This window comes from Sphingopyxis sp., assembly GCF_016463645.1.
Classification (GTDB): domain Bacteria; phylum Pseudomonadota; class Alphaproteobacteria; order Sphingomonadales; family Sphingomonadaceae; genus Sphingopyxis.
Genome location: NZ_JAEMQX010000010.1, coordinates 48,352 through 65,711 on the forward strand (window position 1 = coordinate 48,352; position 17,360 = coordinate 65,711).

Below are 17,360 nucleotides of genomic sequence, written 5' to 3' on the forward strand. Positions count from 1 at the left end.
CGATCAGTGGCGTTTGCGGACCGGCGCGTGATGGACGATGTCGGCGAGCGCGCGGCGCACGATATGGCGGTCGCTTTCGCGCAGCCGTTCGGCGGTCCCGCTCACCATCAGATGATGACGAACGAGCTTTGCCTCGACCGCGATGCGCGCTTCCTGCCGCGCGCCATCGCCGCGCGATGTACCGAGCCTTGTCCGGCGACGATCCGCCCATTCCTCGACCAGACGGTCCGCAAGAAGCGCGGCGAGATTGTCGGCCGCAGCGCGCTCGGTTTCCTCTTCCGCCGCCGGGTCGACCAGCCATTCGTCGTCGCCCTCCTCCTGCAAGGCATCGAGCGAGAAGATGGCCGCGACCTCGCGCCGTCCGGCGCAACGCTGGTCGCCGTGAAGCCGGAGCCGCAGCGCCTGCAGTTCGGCGCGGAATTGCCAGTTCACATAGGTCGTGAAGCGCGCACGTGCCGGATCATAGCGCTCGGCGGCGCGATGAAGCGCGATCGCGCAGACCTGCGCGGCGTCCTCGGCGACGTCGCTCAGCCCGTAGCTGCGCGTGAAATAGCGGATGCGGGGCGCCGCCAGCGCCGCGAGACGCGCAAAGGCGCGATCGGCGAGCAGCCGTGCGCGCGCGTCCGGCGCAGCCTCGAGTGCGGTTCGCGCCTGGATATAATCTGTGACCGCCGTTTCGAGCGCATCGCTTTTTGCCGACATGGTCCTGCCCCAATCCTGCCGCGGCATGGTTGCCGCGCTCGCAGGGATAGGACATCATGATTAGCGACGGGCTGCCGGCCATTTAGGTGATAACACCTAGATTTCCGCTCCCGCGAGCAGGCGCGGCAGGTCGCCCGCCTCGCCGCGCGCCTCGTCCATGAAGAAACGCTTGAGCATCGGCATGCGCTGCACCGCGCCGAGCCCGGTACGTCGCACCGCGGCGGCAGTGCGCCCGGGAATGCCGAACAACCGCGTCAGCCCGTCGGTTGCAAGGCTGACCATCATATTGTCGAGCCCGCGCCAGCGCTGATAGCGGGCGAGGAGCGCGGCGTCGCCAAGGTCGAGCCCGAGCCGCGCTCCCTCGACGAGCACTTCGGTCAGCGCCGCGACGTCGCGGAGGCCGAGGTTGAGTCCCTGCCCCGCGATCGGATGGATGCCGTGCGCAGCATCGCCGACAAGCGCGATACGGTCGGCAACGATCGACGCGCTGTGATGGAAACCGAGCGGATAGGTCATGCGCGGTGCGACCAGTTCCATGGCGCCGAGTACGCCGCCCGCGCGTTTCTGCAATTCGGCGATGAAGCCACGCTCGCCAAGCTTGGCAAAACCGGGACCGTCCTTTTCCGAAACGGTCCATACGAAGGCCGAACGGTGGCGCCCCCGATCGTCGTCGACGAGCGGCAGCAGCGCGAAAGGCCCCGACGGATAGAAGATTTCGTGTGCGACATTGCCATGCGGCTTTTCGTGCGCGACCGCGCCGATCATCGCATGATGGTGATACGACCAGTTGGCGATGCTGAACCCTGCGGCGTCGCGCGTCGGCGAACGTCGCCCCTCGGCGACGATCAGGAGCGGCGCTGCAAGCCGCGTACCGTCGGCGAGCGCCAGCGTGACGCCATGGCGGTCGATCTCGCGCGACAAGACCGTGGCGGGCATCGAAAGCCGCGCCAGCGGCGCGTCGGCAAGCGCCGCTGCGAGCGCAAGGCGCAGCTGGCGATTCTCGACCATCGTACCGAGCGGCGGATCGCCGTCGGCAGTGACGAAGTCGAGTTCGCCGCCGCGGCCGCTGTCGGGCGCGCCGTCGCCCACCCTGATGGCGCGGATAGGGCAGCCGTGACCCGCAAGACGCTCGGCGATTCCCAGCACCTCGAACATCTGCCAGGTCGCGCTGGCGATCGCCGAGGCGCGGCCATCGAAGCCCGGGGCGATCGTCGCCACCGGATCGGCCGGATCGACGATCCGGACCGACAGGCCATGGCGGGCAAGGGCAAGGGCGAGCGCCTGGCCGACCAGACCACCACCCGAAATCAGGACATCGCTGCGCAGCGTTTCGCTCATCGCTTCGCCCTAGCGTGCGACAGGACGGTTGGAAAGGCTGTGGGCGAGCGCGGGGCCGCGCTTGACGGCGAGTCCGGCGCATGCGCATATCGCCGGGGTTAACTGACAGGGACCGGAAAAAGAGCATGGCTAGCCGCAAGGCCGCACCCGCAAAGGCCGATTGGCGCACGGTTTTCCGCCAAAGTATCGCGCGATCGCTCGTTATCGCGGCGGCGGTGGCGCTCGGCCTGTTCACCCTGTTCCTGACCCTCGCGCTCGTCACCTACGACAGCACCGACGCGGCGCTGAATACGGCTGCCGACGGGGTTGCCGCCAACTGGATGGGCAGCGCGGGTGCATGGTTCGCCGACCTTGGCCTGTCGATCGGCGGCGTCGGCGTCGCGCTGCTGCTGCCGCTGCTCGGCATCATCGCCTGGCGGCTCTGGGCCGGCGAAGCGCAACCCTATTGGCCGCGCCAGCTCGCCTACAGCTTTATCGGCATCCTGCTCGTCGGGCTGGGCGCCGAGCTCTGGTCGCCCGCGACCAATTCGCCCATGCCCGCGGGCTGGGGCGGGATCATCGCGTTGCTCGTCGGCGGCGCGATCGCGCCGCTCTTTGCGAGCGCGGGCGAGCCCGCTGCGGCGCTGATCCGCTTTGCGACCATCCTCCTGCTGGTCGGCATCGGCCTCACGCTCGCGTGGCGCGCGCTGCGGCTCGAAAAGGGCTGGGCGTCGCGCCTGAAGCTGCCGGCGGCCGAGAGCAGCCGCGTCGTCGAACCCGCACGCGCGGCGCCGGCCGACGCCGCGAAGGCGCCCAATCTGATGGAACGCGTCGTGCGGCCGCGCGCCGTCGCCGAACCCGTAGACCGCGCCCCGCCCGAGATTGCCGATCCGGCGCAGCGCAGCGCGCCATCGAAGCCCAAACCCAAGCCGCAGACCGAGTTGTTCACCAATTATCAGCTGCCGTCGATCGATCTGCTCGCCCCTGCGCCCGACCGCCCCGCGGGGCAGATCGACAAGGCGGCGCTCGAACGCAACGCGCGCCTGCTGGAATCGGTGCTCGAGGATTTCCAGGTCAAGGGCGTCGTCACCGCGGTGCGCCCCGGGCCGGTCGTCACCATGTACGAGCTCGAACCCGCGCCCGGTACCAAGGCGAGCCGCGTATCGAATCTCGCCGACGATATCGCGCGCAACATGTCGGCGCTGTCGGCACGCATCGCCCCGATCCCCGGCCGCACCGTCATCGGCATCGAACTGCCCAACGCGCATCGCGAATCGGTGGTGCTGCACGAGATCATCGGAAGCGCGCTGTTTCAGGATCACAACGGATCGCTGCCGATCATCCTCGGCAAGAATATCAGCGGCGACGCGATGATCGCCGACCTCGCCCCGATGCCGCACCTGCTGATCGCGGGCACGACGGGCTCGGGTAAATCGGTCGGCCTCAATGCAATGATCCTCTCGCTCCTCTATCGCCTCGGTCCCGACCAGGTGAAGATGATCATGATCGACCCCAAGATGCTGGAACTCAGCGTCTATGACGACATCCCGCATCTGCTCGCCCCGGTGGTGACCGAACCCAAGAAGGCGATCCGCGCCCTCAAATGGGCGGTCGAGCAGATGGAGGACCGCTACCGGATGATGTCGTCGCTGTCGGTGCGCAACCTAGCGAGCTACAACGACAAGGTCCGCGGCGCGCTGTCCAAGGGCAAGTCGCTCGGGCGCCGTGTCCAGACGGGCTATGATCCCGACACCGGCCAGCCGGTTTATGAGGAAGAGACACTCGACTATCAGCCGCTGCCGCAGATCGTCGTCGTCGTCGACGAACTCGCCGACCTGATGATGACCGCGGGCAAGGAAGTCGAATTCCTGATCCAGCGCCTCGCGCAAAAGGCGCGCGCGGCGGGCATCCACCTGATCCTCGCGACGCAGCGTCCTTCGGTCGACGTCATCACCGGCGTGATCAAGGCGAACCTGCCGACGCGCATCAGCTTCAACGTGACGTCGAAAATCGACAGCCGCACGATCCTTGGCGAAGCGGGCGCCGAACAATTGCTCGGCAAGGGCGACATGCTCTACGTCCCCGGCGGCAAGCAGATCACGCGCATCCACGGCCCCTTCGTCTCCGACGACGAGGTGCGTGCGGTCGCCGACCACTGGAAGGGACAGGGCCGTCCCGACTATGTCGAAAGCGTCACCGAGGACCCCGAGGATGGCGGCTTCGCGATGGAAGGCGCCCCCGCGGGCGGCGACAGCGCCGAAGACCGCATGTATGCCAAGGCCTGCCAGATCGTCGCCGAAAGCCAGAAGGCCTCGACCAGCTGGCTGCAACGCCAGCTCCGCATCGGCTATAACAGCGCGGCGCGCCTCATCGAGCGGATGGAGGAGGAAGGCATCGTCAGCCCCCCGAACCATGTCGGCCGCCGCGACGTGCTCACCGATCAATATGGCCAGCCGCGCTGAACCTTCGCCGGCCTCGCGACTTGAACAGCCTCTGACGGCGGGGTTCAGGGCGGGTTCAATGCGTGGCCGCCATGACCCGGCCGACTATCGGAAAAGATGAGAAGCAGATGATCAAAACCAAACTGACCCGCCTCGCCGCCTGGACGCTGGCCCCCGTTGCCGCCGCGAGCCTCGCCGTCGGCGTTCCCGCGATCGCCCAGTCGGCGAATGCGCTGGCGTCGGTGCAGTCGCATCTCAAATCGACGAACTCGATGACCGCAAGTTTCGTGCAGACAGACCGCAACGGCCAACGGCTGAGCGGGCAGCTGACGCTCAAGCGCCCGGGCAAGATCCGCTTCCAGTATCAGAAGGACGTGCCCCTGCTGATCGTCGGCGACGGCAGCCGGCTGACCATGATCGACTATCAGGTGAAACAGGTGCAGAGCTGGCCGGTGAAGAATTCGCCGCTCGGCGCCTTGCTCGACCCCGACCGCGACCTGTCGAAATATGCCAAGGTGTTGCCGACCGGGAACAACGACGTGCTGAGCATCGAGGTCAAGGATCCGAAGCGCCCCGAATATGGCACGATCACGATGGTGTTCGTCCGCGACGGCGCGGCGCCGGGCGGCCTGCGCCTGCGCGGCTGGGTCGCGCTCGATTCGCAGAACAACCGCACGCGGATCGACCTGTCGAACCAGAAATTCAACGTCGCGGTCGCCGATTCGGCGTTCCGATGGACCGATCCGCGCCCGGGCCGCCGCGGCCGTTAAGCTTCGCCCCGGGGGTGATGGCGCCGATCCCGACAGGAAAGGCGCCGATTTCCGGACCAACGGACGTCTCGTATCGACGAACTGCAAAAGGGCCCCCGGAGCGCGACTTTTCGTTCAGCTTGGCGACAGGGAAGAGCCGCTATTCCAGCACTCGAAGGCGCCAACACGGCCCCCGGATTTGGGTTTCCCCCTGTTGCCCCGCCCGGGCTGCCAGGCACCTTCATTCAAGAGCGTGACGAACGCTGACCTTGAACCCCCGTTCCACCGCCCCTGGGACGGGGGTTTAATTTGCCCGGCGCCATTTTCTGCCGCTGATACGGCATGCGACGCCGGCCCACTCTCCCACCGGGCCTCCCATTTCAGGATACACCGTGGGGGAGTCGGCTGGTGCCGCAACGCATTGCGAACGACGCCACGCGCCGATAGAGCCGACCCCATGACTCGCACCAGCATCGCATCGTGGAACATCAACAGCGTTCGCGCCCGCATCGGCATCGTCGAGAAATTCCTGCGCGAAGAAGCCCCCGACATCCTTTGTCTTCAGGAGACGAAGGTCGAATGCGGCCTGTTTCCGCCCGAGATGTTCAAACGTCTTGGCTACGAGCATATCGTCACCCACGGCCAGCGGATGCATCACGGCGTCGCGATCGTCAGCAGGATACCGCTCGCCGAGGTGCGCAAATATGACTGGCAGGCGAACGGCGAGGCGCGCCACGTCGGCGTGACGCTGCCGTCGGGCGTGCGGCTCGACAATGTCTATATCCCCGCGGGGGGCGATATTCCCGACCGCGACCTCAACCCCAAATTCGGGCAGAAGCTCGATTTCTTCGGCCGCATGACCGAATGGTCGGGTGCGCTTGTCGATACGCCGACCGTGCTCACCGGCGACTTCAACGTTGCGCCGCTCGAAAGCGATGTGTGGAATCACAAGGCGCTGCTCGATGTCGTCAGCCACACGCCGATCGAGGTCGAAACGCTGGCGAAGCTGCAGGCGGCTTCGAACTGGGTCGACCTCGGACGCCACTTCATCGAGGCGCCGGCCCCGCTTTACACCTGGTGGAGCTACCGCGCGAAGGACTGGGAGGCGTCGAACCGCGGACGCCGGCTCGACCATATGTGGGTAACGCCCGACCTGATGGCGAAAGCGGTATCGCACCGCATCGTCCAGCCCGCGCGGAGCTGGGAGCGGCCGTCGGACCATATCCCGCTGATCACCGAGTTCGACTTTTGAGCGACCCCGCCGACCCCGGGGGTGCCAAGAGGGCGGCGCGCGCGATCGATGCGCTGCGCCGTGGATGGCCGTTCCGCATCGAAGGAAGCGACGGCGCGCTCGACCTGATCGCGGTCGAAAGCGCGCGCGACGCGGCGCTCGCAGACTTCGCCAGCCGCGATGTGCTGCTCTCGGGCGAACGCGCGATGACGCTTAAGCTCACCAACCAGCGCGCCGCCGCGACACCCGGCCCGGTGCGGCTGGCGAATGCTGCCGACAGCGTCGCCGCCGCGCTCGCGATCGCCGACCCCGCCCTCGACCTCGCGAATCCGCTCAAGGGCCCGTTTCGGACCATGGCAACCGGCGGCGAAACCGCGGCCGCCGCGGCGATGACGATGGCCCGCCACGCGGGGCTGCTGCCCGCCTTCCTCGTGCGCGAGGCGACCGGCGATGCCGAGACAACCTGCTCGGTCGACGACGTTGCCACGCTGCTCGATCCGGCGCGGCTCGAAGTCGCGGCGCGCGCGCGCCTGCCGGTCGAAGCGAGCGAAACGGCCGAGATCGTCGCCTTCCGTTCGCCCGAGGAGGCGTCGGACCATGTCGCGCTGGTCATCGGCAGGCGCGATGCGAACCCGCCCGTCGTGCGGCTGCACAGCGAATGCCTGACCGGCGACGTGCTCGGCAGTCTCAAATGCGATTGCGGGCCGCAACTCCACGCCGCGCTCCACGCGATGGCGGATGCCCCGTGGGGCGTGCTGCTCTATCTTCGGCAGGAAGGCCGCGGGATCGGCCTCGTCAACAAGCTGCGCGCCTATGCGCTGCAAGATCAGGGCTATGACACGGTCGACGCCAACCTCCGGCTCGGCTTCCCGGTCGAGGCGCGCGATTTTGCGATCGCGGGGCGGATGCTCGAACTGCTGAACATCCCACGCATCCGGTTGATGACGAACAATCCCGAAAAGGTCGCACGGCTCGAGAAGGAAGGCGTCGAAGTCGTCGAGCGCATCCCGCTCGCGCTGCCCACGAACAAATATAACGAGCAATATCTCGCGACGAAGCGCGACCGGACGGGGCACCAGCTCTGAACGAAAAAGGCGCCGGACGATACCGGCGCCTCCATCAAATCAGTGCACGAAGCGCGCAACAACGTCGCGATAACTTCGGCTGACCTTCACCTGCGCGCCCGATCCGAGCACGAGGAAACATTCGCCGTTGGTATGCGGCTTGACCTGTTTCACCTGCGACAGATTGACGATCGTCGAACGGTGAACGCGCTGGAAGTTGCGCGGATCAAGCCGCTTTTCCAGGTCCTTCATCGTCTCGCGCAGGATCAGGCTGTTGTCGGCGGTATAGATACACATATAGTCGCCCGCCGCGTCGATGCGTTCGATACTGTCGACATCGACGCGGAAAATCTGGCCGCGATCCTTGATGTTGATCATCTTTTCATAGCGGTCGGCAGCGTGCGCGTCGGGCTGGGTCTCGGCGTCATAATCCTCGACCGCCTCGGGCGCGACCTCGGCCAGCACGTTCTTGAGCCGTTCGACCTCCGCGGCGCCGCGCTTTTCGGCGAGGCGCTGGCGTACGCGGTCGAGCGCGTCGGCGAGCCGCTCGGGCTCGACCGGTTTCACCAGATAATCGACCGCCTGCGCCTCGAAGGCGCGGATGGCGTGATCCGAATAGGCGGTGACGAAGACGACGAGCGGCGGCTCGACCTCCATCAGCCCCTGGATCACCGAAAAACCGTCGAACCCCGGCATCTGGATGTCGAGGAACACAAGGTCGGGTTTGTGCGTCTTGATCTTGCGGATGGCCTCGCGGCCATTCTGGGCGGTGTCGACGACTTCGACATCCGCGTGCGGCTCGAGCCGCAGTTGAAGGCCTTGGGTGGCCAGTTTTTCATCATCCACCAGGATGGTTCTGATCGTCATGTTCTCTCGGTTCCAATCGTCATTTGCCCATCGGGCTGGAACGGAAACTCGATTACCACCGTGAACCCGCCATCAGCGCCCACATGGACGTCGAACCGGTGCTGGTCGCCAAAAGCCTGCGCCAGCCGGTCCCTGATGTTGGCTAAACCCACACCGGTCGATTCCGTTGCAAGGCCAGTGGTGGGGTCGGTCGTTTCCGCTGACAATCCCGCGCCGGTGTCGGACACGGTGATGCGAACATTTTGACCGGCCAGCTGTGCGGAAATCGTGATATCGGCGCCATCTTCCTGCGGCGTCACCGCATATTTGATCGCATTTTCGATGAGCGGCTGGAGCAGGAGCGAGGGCAATCGCGCACGCGACACCGCGGGATCGATCGCAAAATGAGGCCGCAGCCGCTCCTCGAAACGCATCTTTTCGATGTCGAGATAGAGCTTCAGCGTCTCGATCTCCTGCGCCAGCGTCACCTGCGCGGTCGGCTCGTTCGCGAGCGTGTAGCGAAGAAAGGCCGACAGGCGCGACAGCATCGCATTGGCGGGCTCGGCCTGTTTCAGCAGCACGAGCGTCGAAATGCTGTTCAATGTGTTGAACAGGAAATGCGGGTTGAGCTGATAGCGCAGCATCGCGAGCTGCGCCGATGCCGCCTGCGCCTCCAGCCGGATGACGCGGTCATTCTGCTCCTCCAACTGGAGGAAATAGTTGATCGCGAAATAGAGCGCCGACCACGCCGCGAGCGAGGTCGCATCGATATACATGGCGCCGAGCAGCAGGCTGGTGAAGCCCGCCTCGCTCGCCGGGTTCTGGATTTGCGCGACCCAGGCATCGATAAAGGCCCAGAGCGCCGTCGCAACACCCGCGAGACCGAAGCTGACGCCCCACATCAGGAGCGGCCGGCGATTGATCAGCGAACGGTAGCAGACCGACAGGATCAGCGAGAGCGAGAAGCCGGTGATCGCCGAAATCGTCTGCGGGATCAGGAAGGTGAAGGACTGGCCGTTGGCCAGCCCCGATATCCCGCGCAGCCCGAGCCACGCGGCCCAGCCCAATATCTGCAGATTCCAGAAGGCCCGGACCTTGTTGTCGAAAAACGGGCCGGGCGAAGTCAGGCGAAACAGCGGCATGAAGGTCCGTATTGTCGAAAGTCAGCAGCCGCGCGCGCGGGATCGAAAAGCCGGGCGGCCGATCATTCCGCCGCGACCGCCGCGGGATTGTCGCTACGCACGCGCGCCTGTCCCAGCGGCTGCAATTCGGAGCGGTGCTTCCACAGCAGTTCCTTGTAGCCGATCACCCGGCCGTCGTGCGCGGTCAGCGTGACGGGACCGATCGGCTGTTCGTCGCGGGCATCGACGAGCACTGGTGTCGAGGGCACGCCGGCGCCCCATTTTTCGCCCCACTGGCGAAGCGCGATCATCGCGGGGAGGAGCTCGATACCCTTTTCGGTGAGCTGGTAGCGCACCTTGCGCCGGTCCTCTGCCATCACCTCGCGCGCCATGATGCCATGATCGACCAGCCGCGACAGCCGGTTCGACAGGATGTTGCGCGCGATATTCAGTTCCTGCTGGAACTCTTCGAAATGATGGACGCCGTTGAACGCCGCGCGAAGGATCATGAAGGACCATCGCTCGCCCATCGCTTCGAGAGCCAATGGCAGGGCACAATTGCCGCCGTCGAGATCATTCAGAAGTTCGCGTAATTTTCCCATGACCAATGCCCTAACGTAAAATCGCCCCATGCGCCAAAAAAATATAGAGCCTCCGTTGCATTTCGCAACTCAAACGCTAGGTGGCGTTTCGCGACCTCGCGGTCGCGCAAAAACAGGAGGTCAAAATGCCCGAGTTCAAGCTTTCTCCCCTCGTCCAGTCCCTCACGCTTGCCGGTGCCGCGCTGGCCGGCGCCCTTGCTCCCGCCTCGGCCACGGCGGCAGGCGGCGCCTTTTATAGCGCCGAGCTCGCCAGCCCGGCGCCCGAAGCGCGCTTTGTCGCACGCGACATCGTCTGGGCGTGCAAGGGAACGAGCTGCCTCGCCGGACAGGGAACAAGCCGTCCGCTGATCATGTGTTCGGCGCTCGTCAAGAAGGCCGGTCCGGTGACGCGTTTCACTGCGGGCGGAAAGGCGCTCGAAGCCGAAGAGCTCGCGCGCTGCAACGGCGCGAAGTAACGCGCCGACGACTCTGGGCGGTCGCACTCCGACCGGCGCGGCCGCCCCCACGAACGAAGCTTCCAATCGGTCTTATCAAAATTGCCGATCTCCGGCGGTTCGACGCAAGCAAATTTCGCATTGCAATATTGCCGACATGAACGACATTGGGCGGGATGCTGAGGCAATATGAACTTGTCGAGCGCGTGCGCGCTTATGATCCCGACGTCGACGAGGCGCTGCTCAACCGCGCCTATGTGTTCACCGTGCAGAAGCACGGCAGTCAGAAGCGCGCCTCGGGTGACCCCTATTTCAGCCATCCCGTCGAGGTGGCGGGCATTTTGACCGACCTTCATCTCGACAGCGAGACGATCGTCACCGCGCTGCTCCACGACACGCTGGAGGACACGCTGACGACGCCCGAGGAGATCGAGCGGCTGTTCGGCAGCGACGTCGGCCGCCTCGTCGACGGGGTGACGAAGCTTTCGAAGATCGAGGCGCAGACCGAAAATGAGCGCGCCGCCGAGAATCTGCGCAAATTCCTGCTCGCCATGTCGGACGATATCCGCGTGCTGCTCGTCAAGCTCGCCGACCGGCTGCACAATATGCGCACGCTGCATTTCATCACGAATCCCGACAAGCGCCGCCGCATCGCCAAGGAGACGATGGACATCTATGCCCCGCTCGCCGAGCGGATCGGCATGTATGAATATATGCGCGAGATGCAGTTGCTTGCCTTCCGCGAGCTCGAGCCCGAGGCCTATGCCACGATCACCGGCCGCCTCGCCAAACTGACCGCGGGGGGCAAGGACAAGGTCGCGGCGATCAGCCGCGAGTTCAAGGATCTGCTGGCCGCCGCGGGGATCGAGGCCGAGGTTTCAGGGCGCGAGAAGCATCCCTATTCGATCTGGCGCAAGATGCAGGAGCGCCACGTCAGCTTCGAGCAGGTGACCGACATCATCGCCTTTCGCATCGTCACCCCGACCGATGCCGACTGCTACGCCGCATTGGGCCTGATCCATCGCAAATGGAAAATGGTCCCGGGGCGCTTCAAGGACTATATCTCGACCCCCAAACGCAACGGCTACAAGTCGCTGCACACGACGATCATGCACCAGCAGAACATGCGGATCGAGATCCAGATCCGCAGCCTCGGCATGCATCAGCAGTCCGAATTCGGTCTCGCCGCGCACTGGGCGTACAAGCAAGGCGGCGCGGCGCCCGACGGGCAGGCCGGGTGGATTCGCGATTTGCTCGAAATCCTCGAGCAGACGCACGATCCCGAAGAGTTCCTCGAAAACACGCGCATCGCGATGTATCAGGACCGCATCTTCGCCTTCACCCCGAAAGGCAGCCTGCACCAGTTGCCCAAGGGCGCGACCCCGGTCGATTTCGCCTATGCCGTGCATACCGGGCTTGGCGACCGCACCGTGGGCGCCAAGGTCAACGGCCGGCTGGTGCCCCTGCGCACGCAGCTGGCCAACGGCGATACGGTCGAAATCCTCTCGTCCGACAAACAGACGCCTCAGCCCGCATGGCTCGGCTTTGCGGTGACCGGCAAGGCGCGCGCCGCGATCCGCCGCCATGTCCGCTCGAAGGAAAAGGTCGAACTCGCCGCGCTTGGCCGCAAGATGTACGACGAGATCGTCGCGCGGCTGCCCAACAAGGTCGGCGACAAGGCGCGCGCCGCGGCGCTGACCCGGCTCAAGCTCGACGACGATGCCGCGCTCTATGTCGCGATCGCCAAGCAGAGGCTGACCGACAATGCGGTACTCGAGGCGCTCGTCCCCGGTATCACCGCCGAAATGAAGACCAAACCCGGCAAGCTCGTGCAGGGCGCCGCGGTGTCGATCGCGGGGCTGACTCCGGGCGTCGCCTATCAGCTCGCCGATTGCTGCCATCCGGTTCCGGGCGACCGTATCGTCGGCCTGTCGCGCCCCGGCGAGGGGATCGAGGTCCATGTCATCGACTGCCCGAAGCTCGCCGACGGGATCGACGCCGACTGGATCGACCTGCGCTGGCAGGAGGACAGCGAGGGCGGCAATGCGCGGCTGTGCATCGTCATTCTCAACGAGCCCGGCACGCTCGCCGAAATGTCGGGCATCCTCGCCGCCAATTCGGCGAACATCACCAATTTGCGCCTGTCGAACCGCGAGGGCGGCTTCCATACCTATGACGTCGTCGTCGAGGTGCGCGATGTGCAGCATGTGATGCGCATCCTGTCGGCGCTGCGTGCGTCGGACAGCGTGGTGCAGGCCGAGCGGCTTTAGTTCGCGTACAGCAAAGGCGGCCGCCAGGCATTCTGGTCGACCTCGTCGCTGACCTTGTAGACCATGCCCTTGCTGTTCAGGAACAGCTTCTCCATTTCGGGCCGCGTGAACGGCCGCGAGCCGACACGCCCGAAGACCGCCATCTGGCCGCCCGTTTCGTCAACCGCGCGGTCGCGGTCGAGGCCCTTCGAGAGCGCGAGCGCAGGTGAGGGCGTCTTCGCCCAAGCAATCAGCTCGGGGGTCGGCTTCGGCGAGAAGCCGTAGAGGCCGGGATTGTCGGGGCTGGTCAGCTGCAGCACCTTGATGCCGTTCCGCCCGTCGGCGACGTAACCGAAGAGCGACGCGTTGGTCGATGCGACGATCACATCCTCGGCATCGTTGAGCGCGCCGCCGAACGTCAGCCCCGGCCACACGATCGGCGCCGCGGGGCGCGTCACATCGACGATGACGAGCCCGTCGGCCTTCGCCGCGACATACATATAGGTGCGCGCGAGATAGATTTTCCGCGCATTGGCGAGCCGCACCGTGCCCGCGGGCACGGCGACCGGCTGCGCAAGATTGGTGACGTCGAACAGCTTCACCCCCTCGGCATCGGTGACCCAGAGATAGCGGAACTGGAGGGCACTCGCGCGCGCGTCGGTCAGCGGTAGCTGCGCCGTGACCTTCGGCTGGAGCGGGGTCGAGAGGTCGAGCACGACGAGCCCTGCATCGGTCGTGACATAGGCCATGCTGCCCGCGAGCGTCACATGCCGCGCGCCCGCGAGAACATTGCCCTCGTTCCATGTCAGCGCACGCTTGAACCTGTTGTTGCGGAATTCGCCGTCGGCCAGCGTGTCGATGTCGACGAGGACCAGCCCTTCGACGCTGTCGGTGATCACGGCGTAACGATAGATGTCGTGCATCACCTGTTCGTGATTCTCGGGGAAATTCTTTACGATATTCTCGTTGCGGCTGACGCTGACCGGCTGCGTCGTCGCGATCGCCATGCAGGTTGCGTTGCTCGTTTTGACATGCGTGTTCTGGCCGAGCGGCGAGAAGGGCGCGCGGACGATGCGTTCGGAGAAGCCCTTGTTGCCGATCGACGCGATGTCATAAACGCGGAAACCGCCCTTGCCCTCGGCAACGAACATATATTCGCCGCGCTGCTGCAGGCAGTTCACCCGGCCGCTCGTGCCCTGAACGATATTGGCGAATTCCTCGAGCGCGTGCGTTTCGCCGGAGCCTTGTCTGTCGAAGGTCTTGCCGCGCACCCAGTTCTTGAGCTCGCGGCCGTTCTGTTCGACGTGCAGCTTCCAATAATCGGGATAGGCATATTTCTGCAGATAGCTGCCGATCACCGCCTGCGGCTCGTCCCATTCGGTGACGCGCGTCGCCTGAAAGCCGCTATCGAGTCCCGACCAGACGTTCAAACCGACGAAGTTGACGAAATTGGTGCCGAGCAGATTGAGCTGCGCCATGATCGCATTATTGTCGTCGGCGGCCGACAAATGGCAATCGCTGCACTGCTTGGTTTCGGAGCGGCGTACCGTGTGCGGGAAATGCGGCGCGAAGGCCTGGCTCGAATAGCCCGCCGACGAGATCGGCGGCTGCTGCACATAGATGCGTTCGCGATTGATGTTGGTCGACGACAGCACGAGCGCCGAGGTCGAGCGCACCGGGGTGATGATACCGCGTGCTTCGCCATTCGGGCCCGGCTCACCGGGCTTGGTAAGCTGGTGCCGGCCGAGCTGGAACATCTCGTCGCGCGCCACCTGCGGGTTGTAGGTCGCGAAGTTGCGCGTCTCCTCACCCTCGAAATGGTGCATCTTGGTCTTCCAGTTCGCCTCGATCGGCAAATGGCAGCCGCCGCAGCTCGTGGTCCAACTTAGGTGACAGGTGAAACAGGTCATCTTGTCGTCGCCGTGCGCGCGATCCTCCTTGGCGACGCCCGGCCCCCATTCGAACTTGCCGTCTTCCGACCCCGCGCGCGCCATCAACTTGGCGCGCGCCGCCTTGGCGTTGAAATGCGGCCCCGGCGTAACCGCCTGCTTGACGAGGCTGACCTGCCATTCGAGCTTCGGATCGACGATCGAACGCTGGATCAGCCCGATCACCTCGGCATCGTCATTATACTGGAATTCGAAACGTCGCCGCCCGTCGGGATTGCGCAGCAACGCGAGATTATTGCCCTGCGGCCGCGCCGCGACGTTCGAGGTCAAGAGGTTCGGGAAGGCGTCGGCGGTGCCGTGGCAATCCTTGCAGCTGATCTCGACCGCGTTCGCGACTTCGCCCTGGATATAGCCGTTGCCGTGGCTGTCCTGCGCGAAGTGACAGTCGGCGCATTGCATGCCCTTTTCGGCATGGATGTCCATCATATGGACGGCCTTGCCGGGATTGATCCCGGGCGGCACGAACTTGCCCTCGATCCCCGGCTGGCCCGGATCGGCGCTCGACAGGCAGAGGTCGCGCTCCTTGGGATCGGTATAATGGCTGCAGCTCTTGCGCCACTTTTCGGGGTCCTTCGGGTCGATGATGTTCGCGGTGTCGGTGCCATAGGTCGACATATTGCCGTCGGCGGTCAGCAGATTGCCGCTGCGGTCGCGCTTGAAGATGCCGCGGAAGTTCCAGCCGTGGCCATGATAATCGGCGAACTGCGTGTCCTTGTTGCTGTCGTTGACGTCATAGACGTCGCGCAGGAACTCGACGTCGGCCCAGAGGCCGCGCGCCGCCGCCGCCTCGGGATTGCGTTCGAGCACCTGATGCACCTCGGCAGCGGTGGGATAGCGCTGCTGTTTGTATTTCTTTCGATATTCCTCGTCGCCCATCCCCGGCGGACGCGGCGCGGTGTTGTCGGGACCCGGCCACATCTGCGGCGCGTCGGACTCATAGTCCCACATCGTGTAGCCGAGATACGAGTTCAGGAAGATGTTCGGCTGGTGCATGTGGCACGACATGCACTGCGATGTCGGGATCGCGCGGGTGAACGCATGACTGATCGGGTGACCCGATTCGCCGCGTGCCGGTGATCCGGGACGTGCCGGAACGTCGGGATCGGCAGGATCGATCAGCGCGCCATGGCCGCCACCGGCATCATGGCCGTCACCTGCACCATGCGCGTCACCGCCGTGCCCGCCTTCGGGCTTCCATTTCTTCCCCGGGATCGTTGGATCGACCGTCGCCGTCTCGCCGTCGCGGCCGAACTTCGCATAAGTCAGGCTGTGCCGTGGCTCGCGGTCGTTGGCGTAGATGACGTGGCAGCCCGAACAGCCCGAATGGCGATAGTCGCCGGGCTGGTCGTTCGTCCCCATGAACCATGACAGCGGATCGTTGAGGCGCGTCTTGTGGATGTTGAGCACCGGGATCGAGACGCGGAGACCGGTGCCGGGGCCGCGGTTCGATTGCTTGAGATCGGGGCGTCCCGGTTCCTCGAGCCGCTGGATGCTGCCGGTGGGGTTGGGCAGACCGATTTCGGGGAATTGCGTGTTGATGTTGCGCCCGCCGCGTTCGAACACGCGGAACACGTCGCCCGGCGGCAGCACGCTCCAGCGCGGCAGCGGATACATTTTGGCGAGCGCGCCGCGTTTTTTCTCTTCGTCGGTCAGGATCTTGTCGAAACCGAAGCCCGGCTTGCACGCTTCCTTATATTCCTCGGCGGTCAGCCGCGACGAAGGCGAGAGGATGCAGGCGGGCTCGCCGGTGCGCGTATAGGCTTCGCCGAAGATATAATTTTTATAGGGGACGATGCCGTTGTTGTACGCGGCGCCGCCCCATAGCATCGCGCCCGTCGACATCATCGAACGCTCGGTCGCCTCGATCACCTCGAGGTGGCACGCACCGCACGCCTCGCGCGCGACGCGATAGTCACCGGGGTTCACGAAGCGGATGAATTCGGGCGATTCCTTGTTGAGCAGCGTATAGCTGCGCTGCGGATTCGCCGAGCTGTCGTGCCACGCGCCGGGCAGCGTCGGCTGCGGATGCGCGAGTTTCATCACCGCCTTGTTCGTCGGGTGCTGGTAGCCGAGGCCGGGGGTGCCGTGCTGGCTCGCGTCGCCGCCGTGGCAGTCGGTGCAGCCGAGCTTGACCGCGGGAGTCGCATGCATCGACGGCTGGTCGGTGCGCGTGTGGCAGCTGTAGCAGCCCTCCGATTTCGCGCTGACGTCGGCGTCGCTCTGCTCGCGCGGCGCGGGCGGCGTGAAGCGGTATTCGATCTTGAGCGGCTTTTCCTCTTCCGCCGCGCGCGTAGCGCTCACGCCCAGACTGACACTCATCAGCAGGAAGGCGAAGAGGGCGAAGAGTTTGCGCGTCACGATCAGAAGCTCACGATCACATTGGCGAGGATGGAGACATAAGCGTCATTCTTTTTCTTGTTGTCGAACAGGTCCTTGAATCCCTTGCCGGGCAGCAGCACCGCGCCGCTCAGGCGCCCGACGATGTTCTGCGTCGCCTTGGGCCGCCAGATCGTCGCGACCGACAGGTCGAAACCGATATCCTTGGGGATCGAGCCTTCGCTGCGCAGCACCTGCAGGCTCGACGTGTTTTCGAACCAGAGATGGTTGAAATTGGTGCTGACGCGAAATTCGGGGGTCAGGTCGAAATCGGCGCCC

The 17,360-nt window shown here is 65.1% G+C and carries 12 protein-coding genes and 1 pseudogene; 6 read left to right on the forward strand and 7 right to left on the reverse strand.

All coding sequences use genetic code 11. The annotated features are described in order from the left end of the window. Positions 1-3: 3 nt before the first annotated feature. On the reverse strand, positions 4-702 hold the full coding sequence (locus tag JHC57_RS04520; RefSeq protein ID WP_294028818.1) for a sigma factor: 699 nt from the start codon (positions 700-702) through the stop codon (positions 4-6). Positions 703-798: 96 nt separating this feature from the next. Further along, entirely contained in the window at positions 799-2,040 is a 1,242-nt protein-coding gene (locus JHC57_RS04525) for an FAD-dependent monooxygenase (RefSeq protein ID WP_294028819.1), read from the reverse strand. Between the two features lie 125 nt (positions 2,041-2,165). On the opposite strand from JHC57_RS04525, the gene JHC57_RS04530 reads away from it, so the two are divergent. The 4 genes from JHC57_RS04530 (at position 2,166) to ribA (ending at position 7,525) form a co-directional block, all read left to right on the forward strand. Further along, the gene (locus tag JHC57_RS04530) at positions 2,166-4,481 is read left to right on the forward strand and encodes a DNA translocase FtsK (protein ID WP_294028820.1); all 2,316 of its coding nucleotides are present in this window, start codon (positions 2,166-2,168) and stop codon (positions 4,479-4,481) included. 107 nt (positions 4,482-4,588) lie between these two features. Next, the gene (locus tag JHC57_RS04535; RefSeq protein WP_294028821.1) at positions 4,589-5,230 is read left to right on the forward strand and encodes an outer membrane lipoprotein carrier protein LolA; all 642 of its coding nucleotides are present in this window, start codon (positions 4,589-4,591) and stop codon (positions 5,228-5,230) included. A 436-nt stretch (positions 5,231-5,666) separates the two neighbouring features. Then, positions 5,667-6,461 carry an exodeoxyribonuclease III gene (locus JHC57_RS04540; RefSeq protein WP_294028822.1) on the forward strand — a complete coding sequence of 265 codons (795 nt, stop codon included), beginning with the start codon at positions 5,667-5,669 and terminating at the stop codon, positions 6,459-6,461. Further along, positions 6,458-7,525: a GTP cyclohydrolase II gene (ribA, locus tag JHC57_RS04545; RefSeq protein WP_294028823.1), complete on the forward strand. Its 1,068-nt coding sequence runs from the start codon at positions 6,458-6,460 to the stop codon at positions 7,523-7,525. Before JHC57_RS04540 ends, ribA begins: the two co-directional genes overlap by 4 nt. Before the next feature lie 39 nt (positions 7,526-7,564). On the opposite strand, the gene JHC57_RS04550 is transcribed toward ribA, so the two are convergent. The 3 genes from JHC57_RS04550 to JHC57_RS04560 form a co-directional block, all read right to left on the reverse strand. Continuing rightward, complete coding sequence (locus JHC57_RS04550; RefSeq protein WP_294028824.1) at positions 7,565-8,371, reverse strand: LytTR family DNA-binding domain-containing protein; 807 nt, start codon at positions 8,369-8,371, stop codon at positions 7,565-7,567. Further along, positions 8,368-9,492 carry a histidine kinase gene (locus JHC57_RS04555; protein WP_294028825.1) on the reverse strand — a complete coding sequence of 375 codons (1,125 nt, stop codon included), beginning with the start codon at positions 9,490-9,492 and terminating at the stop codon, positions 8,368-8,370. The genes JHC57_RS04550 and JHC57_RS04555 overlap by 4 nt, the downstream gene beginning before the upstream one ends. Positions 9,493-9,554: 62 nt before the next feature. Further along, positions 9,555-10,073 carry a helix-turn-helix domain-containing protein gene (locus JHC57_RS04560; RefSeq protein WP_294028826.1) on the reverse strand — a complete coding sequence of 173 codons (519 nt, stop codon included), beginning with the start codon at positions 10,071-10,073 and terminating at the stop codon, positions 9,555-9,557. 125 nt (positions 10,074-10,198) lie between these two features. Here JHC57_RS04560 and JHC57_RS04565 point away from each other — a divergent pair, with 125 nt between their 5' ends. Both JHC57_RS04565 and JHC57_RS04570 read left to right on the forward strand, forming a co-directional pair. After that, entirely contained in the window at positions 10,199-10,528 is a 330-nt protein-coding gene (locus JHC57_RS04565; protein WP_294028827.1) for a hypothetical protein, read from the forward strand. 155 nt (positions 10,529-10,683) lie between these two features. Next, complete coding sequence (locus JHC57_RS04570; protein ID WP_294028828.1) at positions 10,684-12,777, forward strand: bifunctional (p)ppGpp synthetase/guanosine-3',5'-bis(diphosphate) 3'-pyrophosphohydrolase; 2,094 nt, start codon at positions 10,684-10,686, stop codon at positions 12,775-12,777. Here the strand turns inward: JHC57_RS04570 and JHC57_RS04575 are convergent. Next, entirely contained in the window at positions 12,774-17,024 is a 4,251-nt protein-coding gene (locus tag JHC57_RS04575; RefSeq protein WP_294028829.1) for a hypothetical protein, read from the reverse strand. The two genes, JHC57_RS04570 and JHC57_RS04575, sit on opposite strands and share 4 nt — an antisense overlap. Positions 17,025-17,065: 41 nt before the next feature. After that, positions 17,066-17,360: pseudogene (locus tag JHC57_RS04580) on the reverse strand (hypothetical protein); the annotation flags it as partial.

Coding starts and splice junctions, on each gene's coding strand:
- JHC57_RS04575 (WP_294028829.1), bottom strand. CDS start 17,024: ATGAGTGTCAGTCTGGGCGTGAGCGCTACGCGCGCGGCGGAAGAGGAA.
- JHC57_RS04530 (WP_294028820.1), top strand. CDS start 2,166: ATGGCTAGCCGCAAGGCCGCACCCGCAAAGGCCGATTGGCGCACGGTT.
- JHC57_RS04520 (WP_294028818.1), bottom strand. CDS start 702: ATGTCGGCAAAAAGCGATGCGCTCGAAACGGCGGTCACAGATTATATC.
- JHC57_RS04560 (WP_294028826.1), bottom strand. CDS start 10,073: ATGGGAAAATTACGCGAACTTCTGAATGATCTCGACGGCGGCAATTGT.
- JHC57_RS04565 (WP_294028827.1), top strand. CDS start 10,199: ATGCCCGAGTTCAAGCTTTCTCCCCTCGTCCAGTCCCTCACGCTTGCC.
- JHC57_RS04525 (WP_294028819.1), bottom strand. CDS start 2,040: ATGAGCGAAACGCTGCGCAGCGATGTCCTGATTTCGGGTGGTGGTCTG.
- JHC57_RS04535 (WP_294028821.1), top strand. CDS start 4,589: ATGATCAAAACCAAACTGACCCGCCTCGCCGCCTGGACGCTGGCCCCC.
- JHC57_RS04555 (WP_294028825.1), bottom strand. CDS start 9,492: ATGCCGCTGTTTCGCCTGACTTCGCCCGGCCCGTTTTTCGACAACAAG.
- JHC57_RS04540 (WP_294028822.1), top strand. CDS start 5,667: ATGACTCGCACCAGCATCGCATCGTGGAACATCAACAGCGTTCGCGCC.
- JHC57_RS04550 (WP_294028824.1), bottom strand. CDS start 8,371: ATGACGATCAGAACCATCCTGGTGGATGATGAAAAACTGGCCACCCAA.
- JHC57_RS04570 (WP_294028828.1), top strand. CDS start 10,684: ATGCTGAGGCAATATGAACTTGTCGAGCGCGTGCGCGCTTATGATCCC.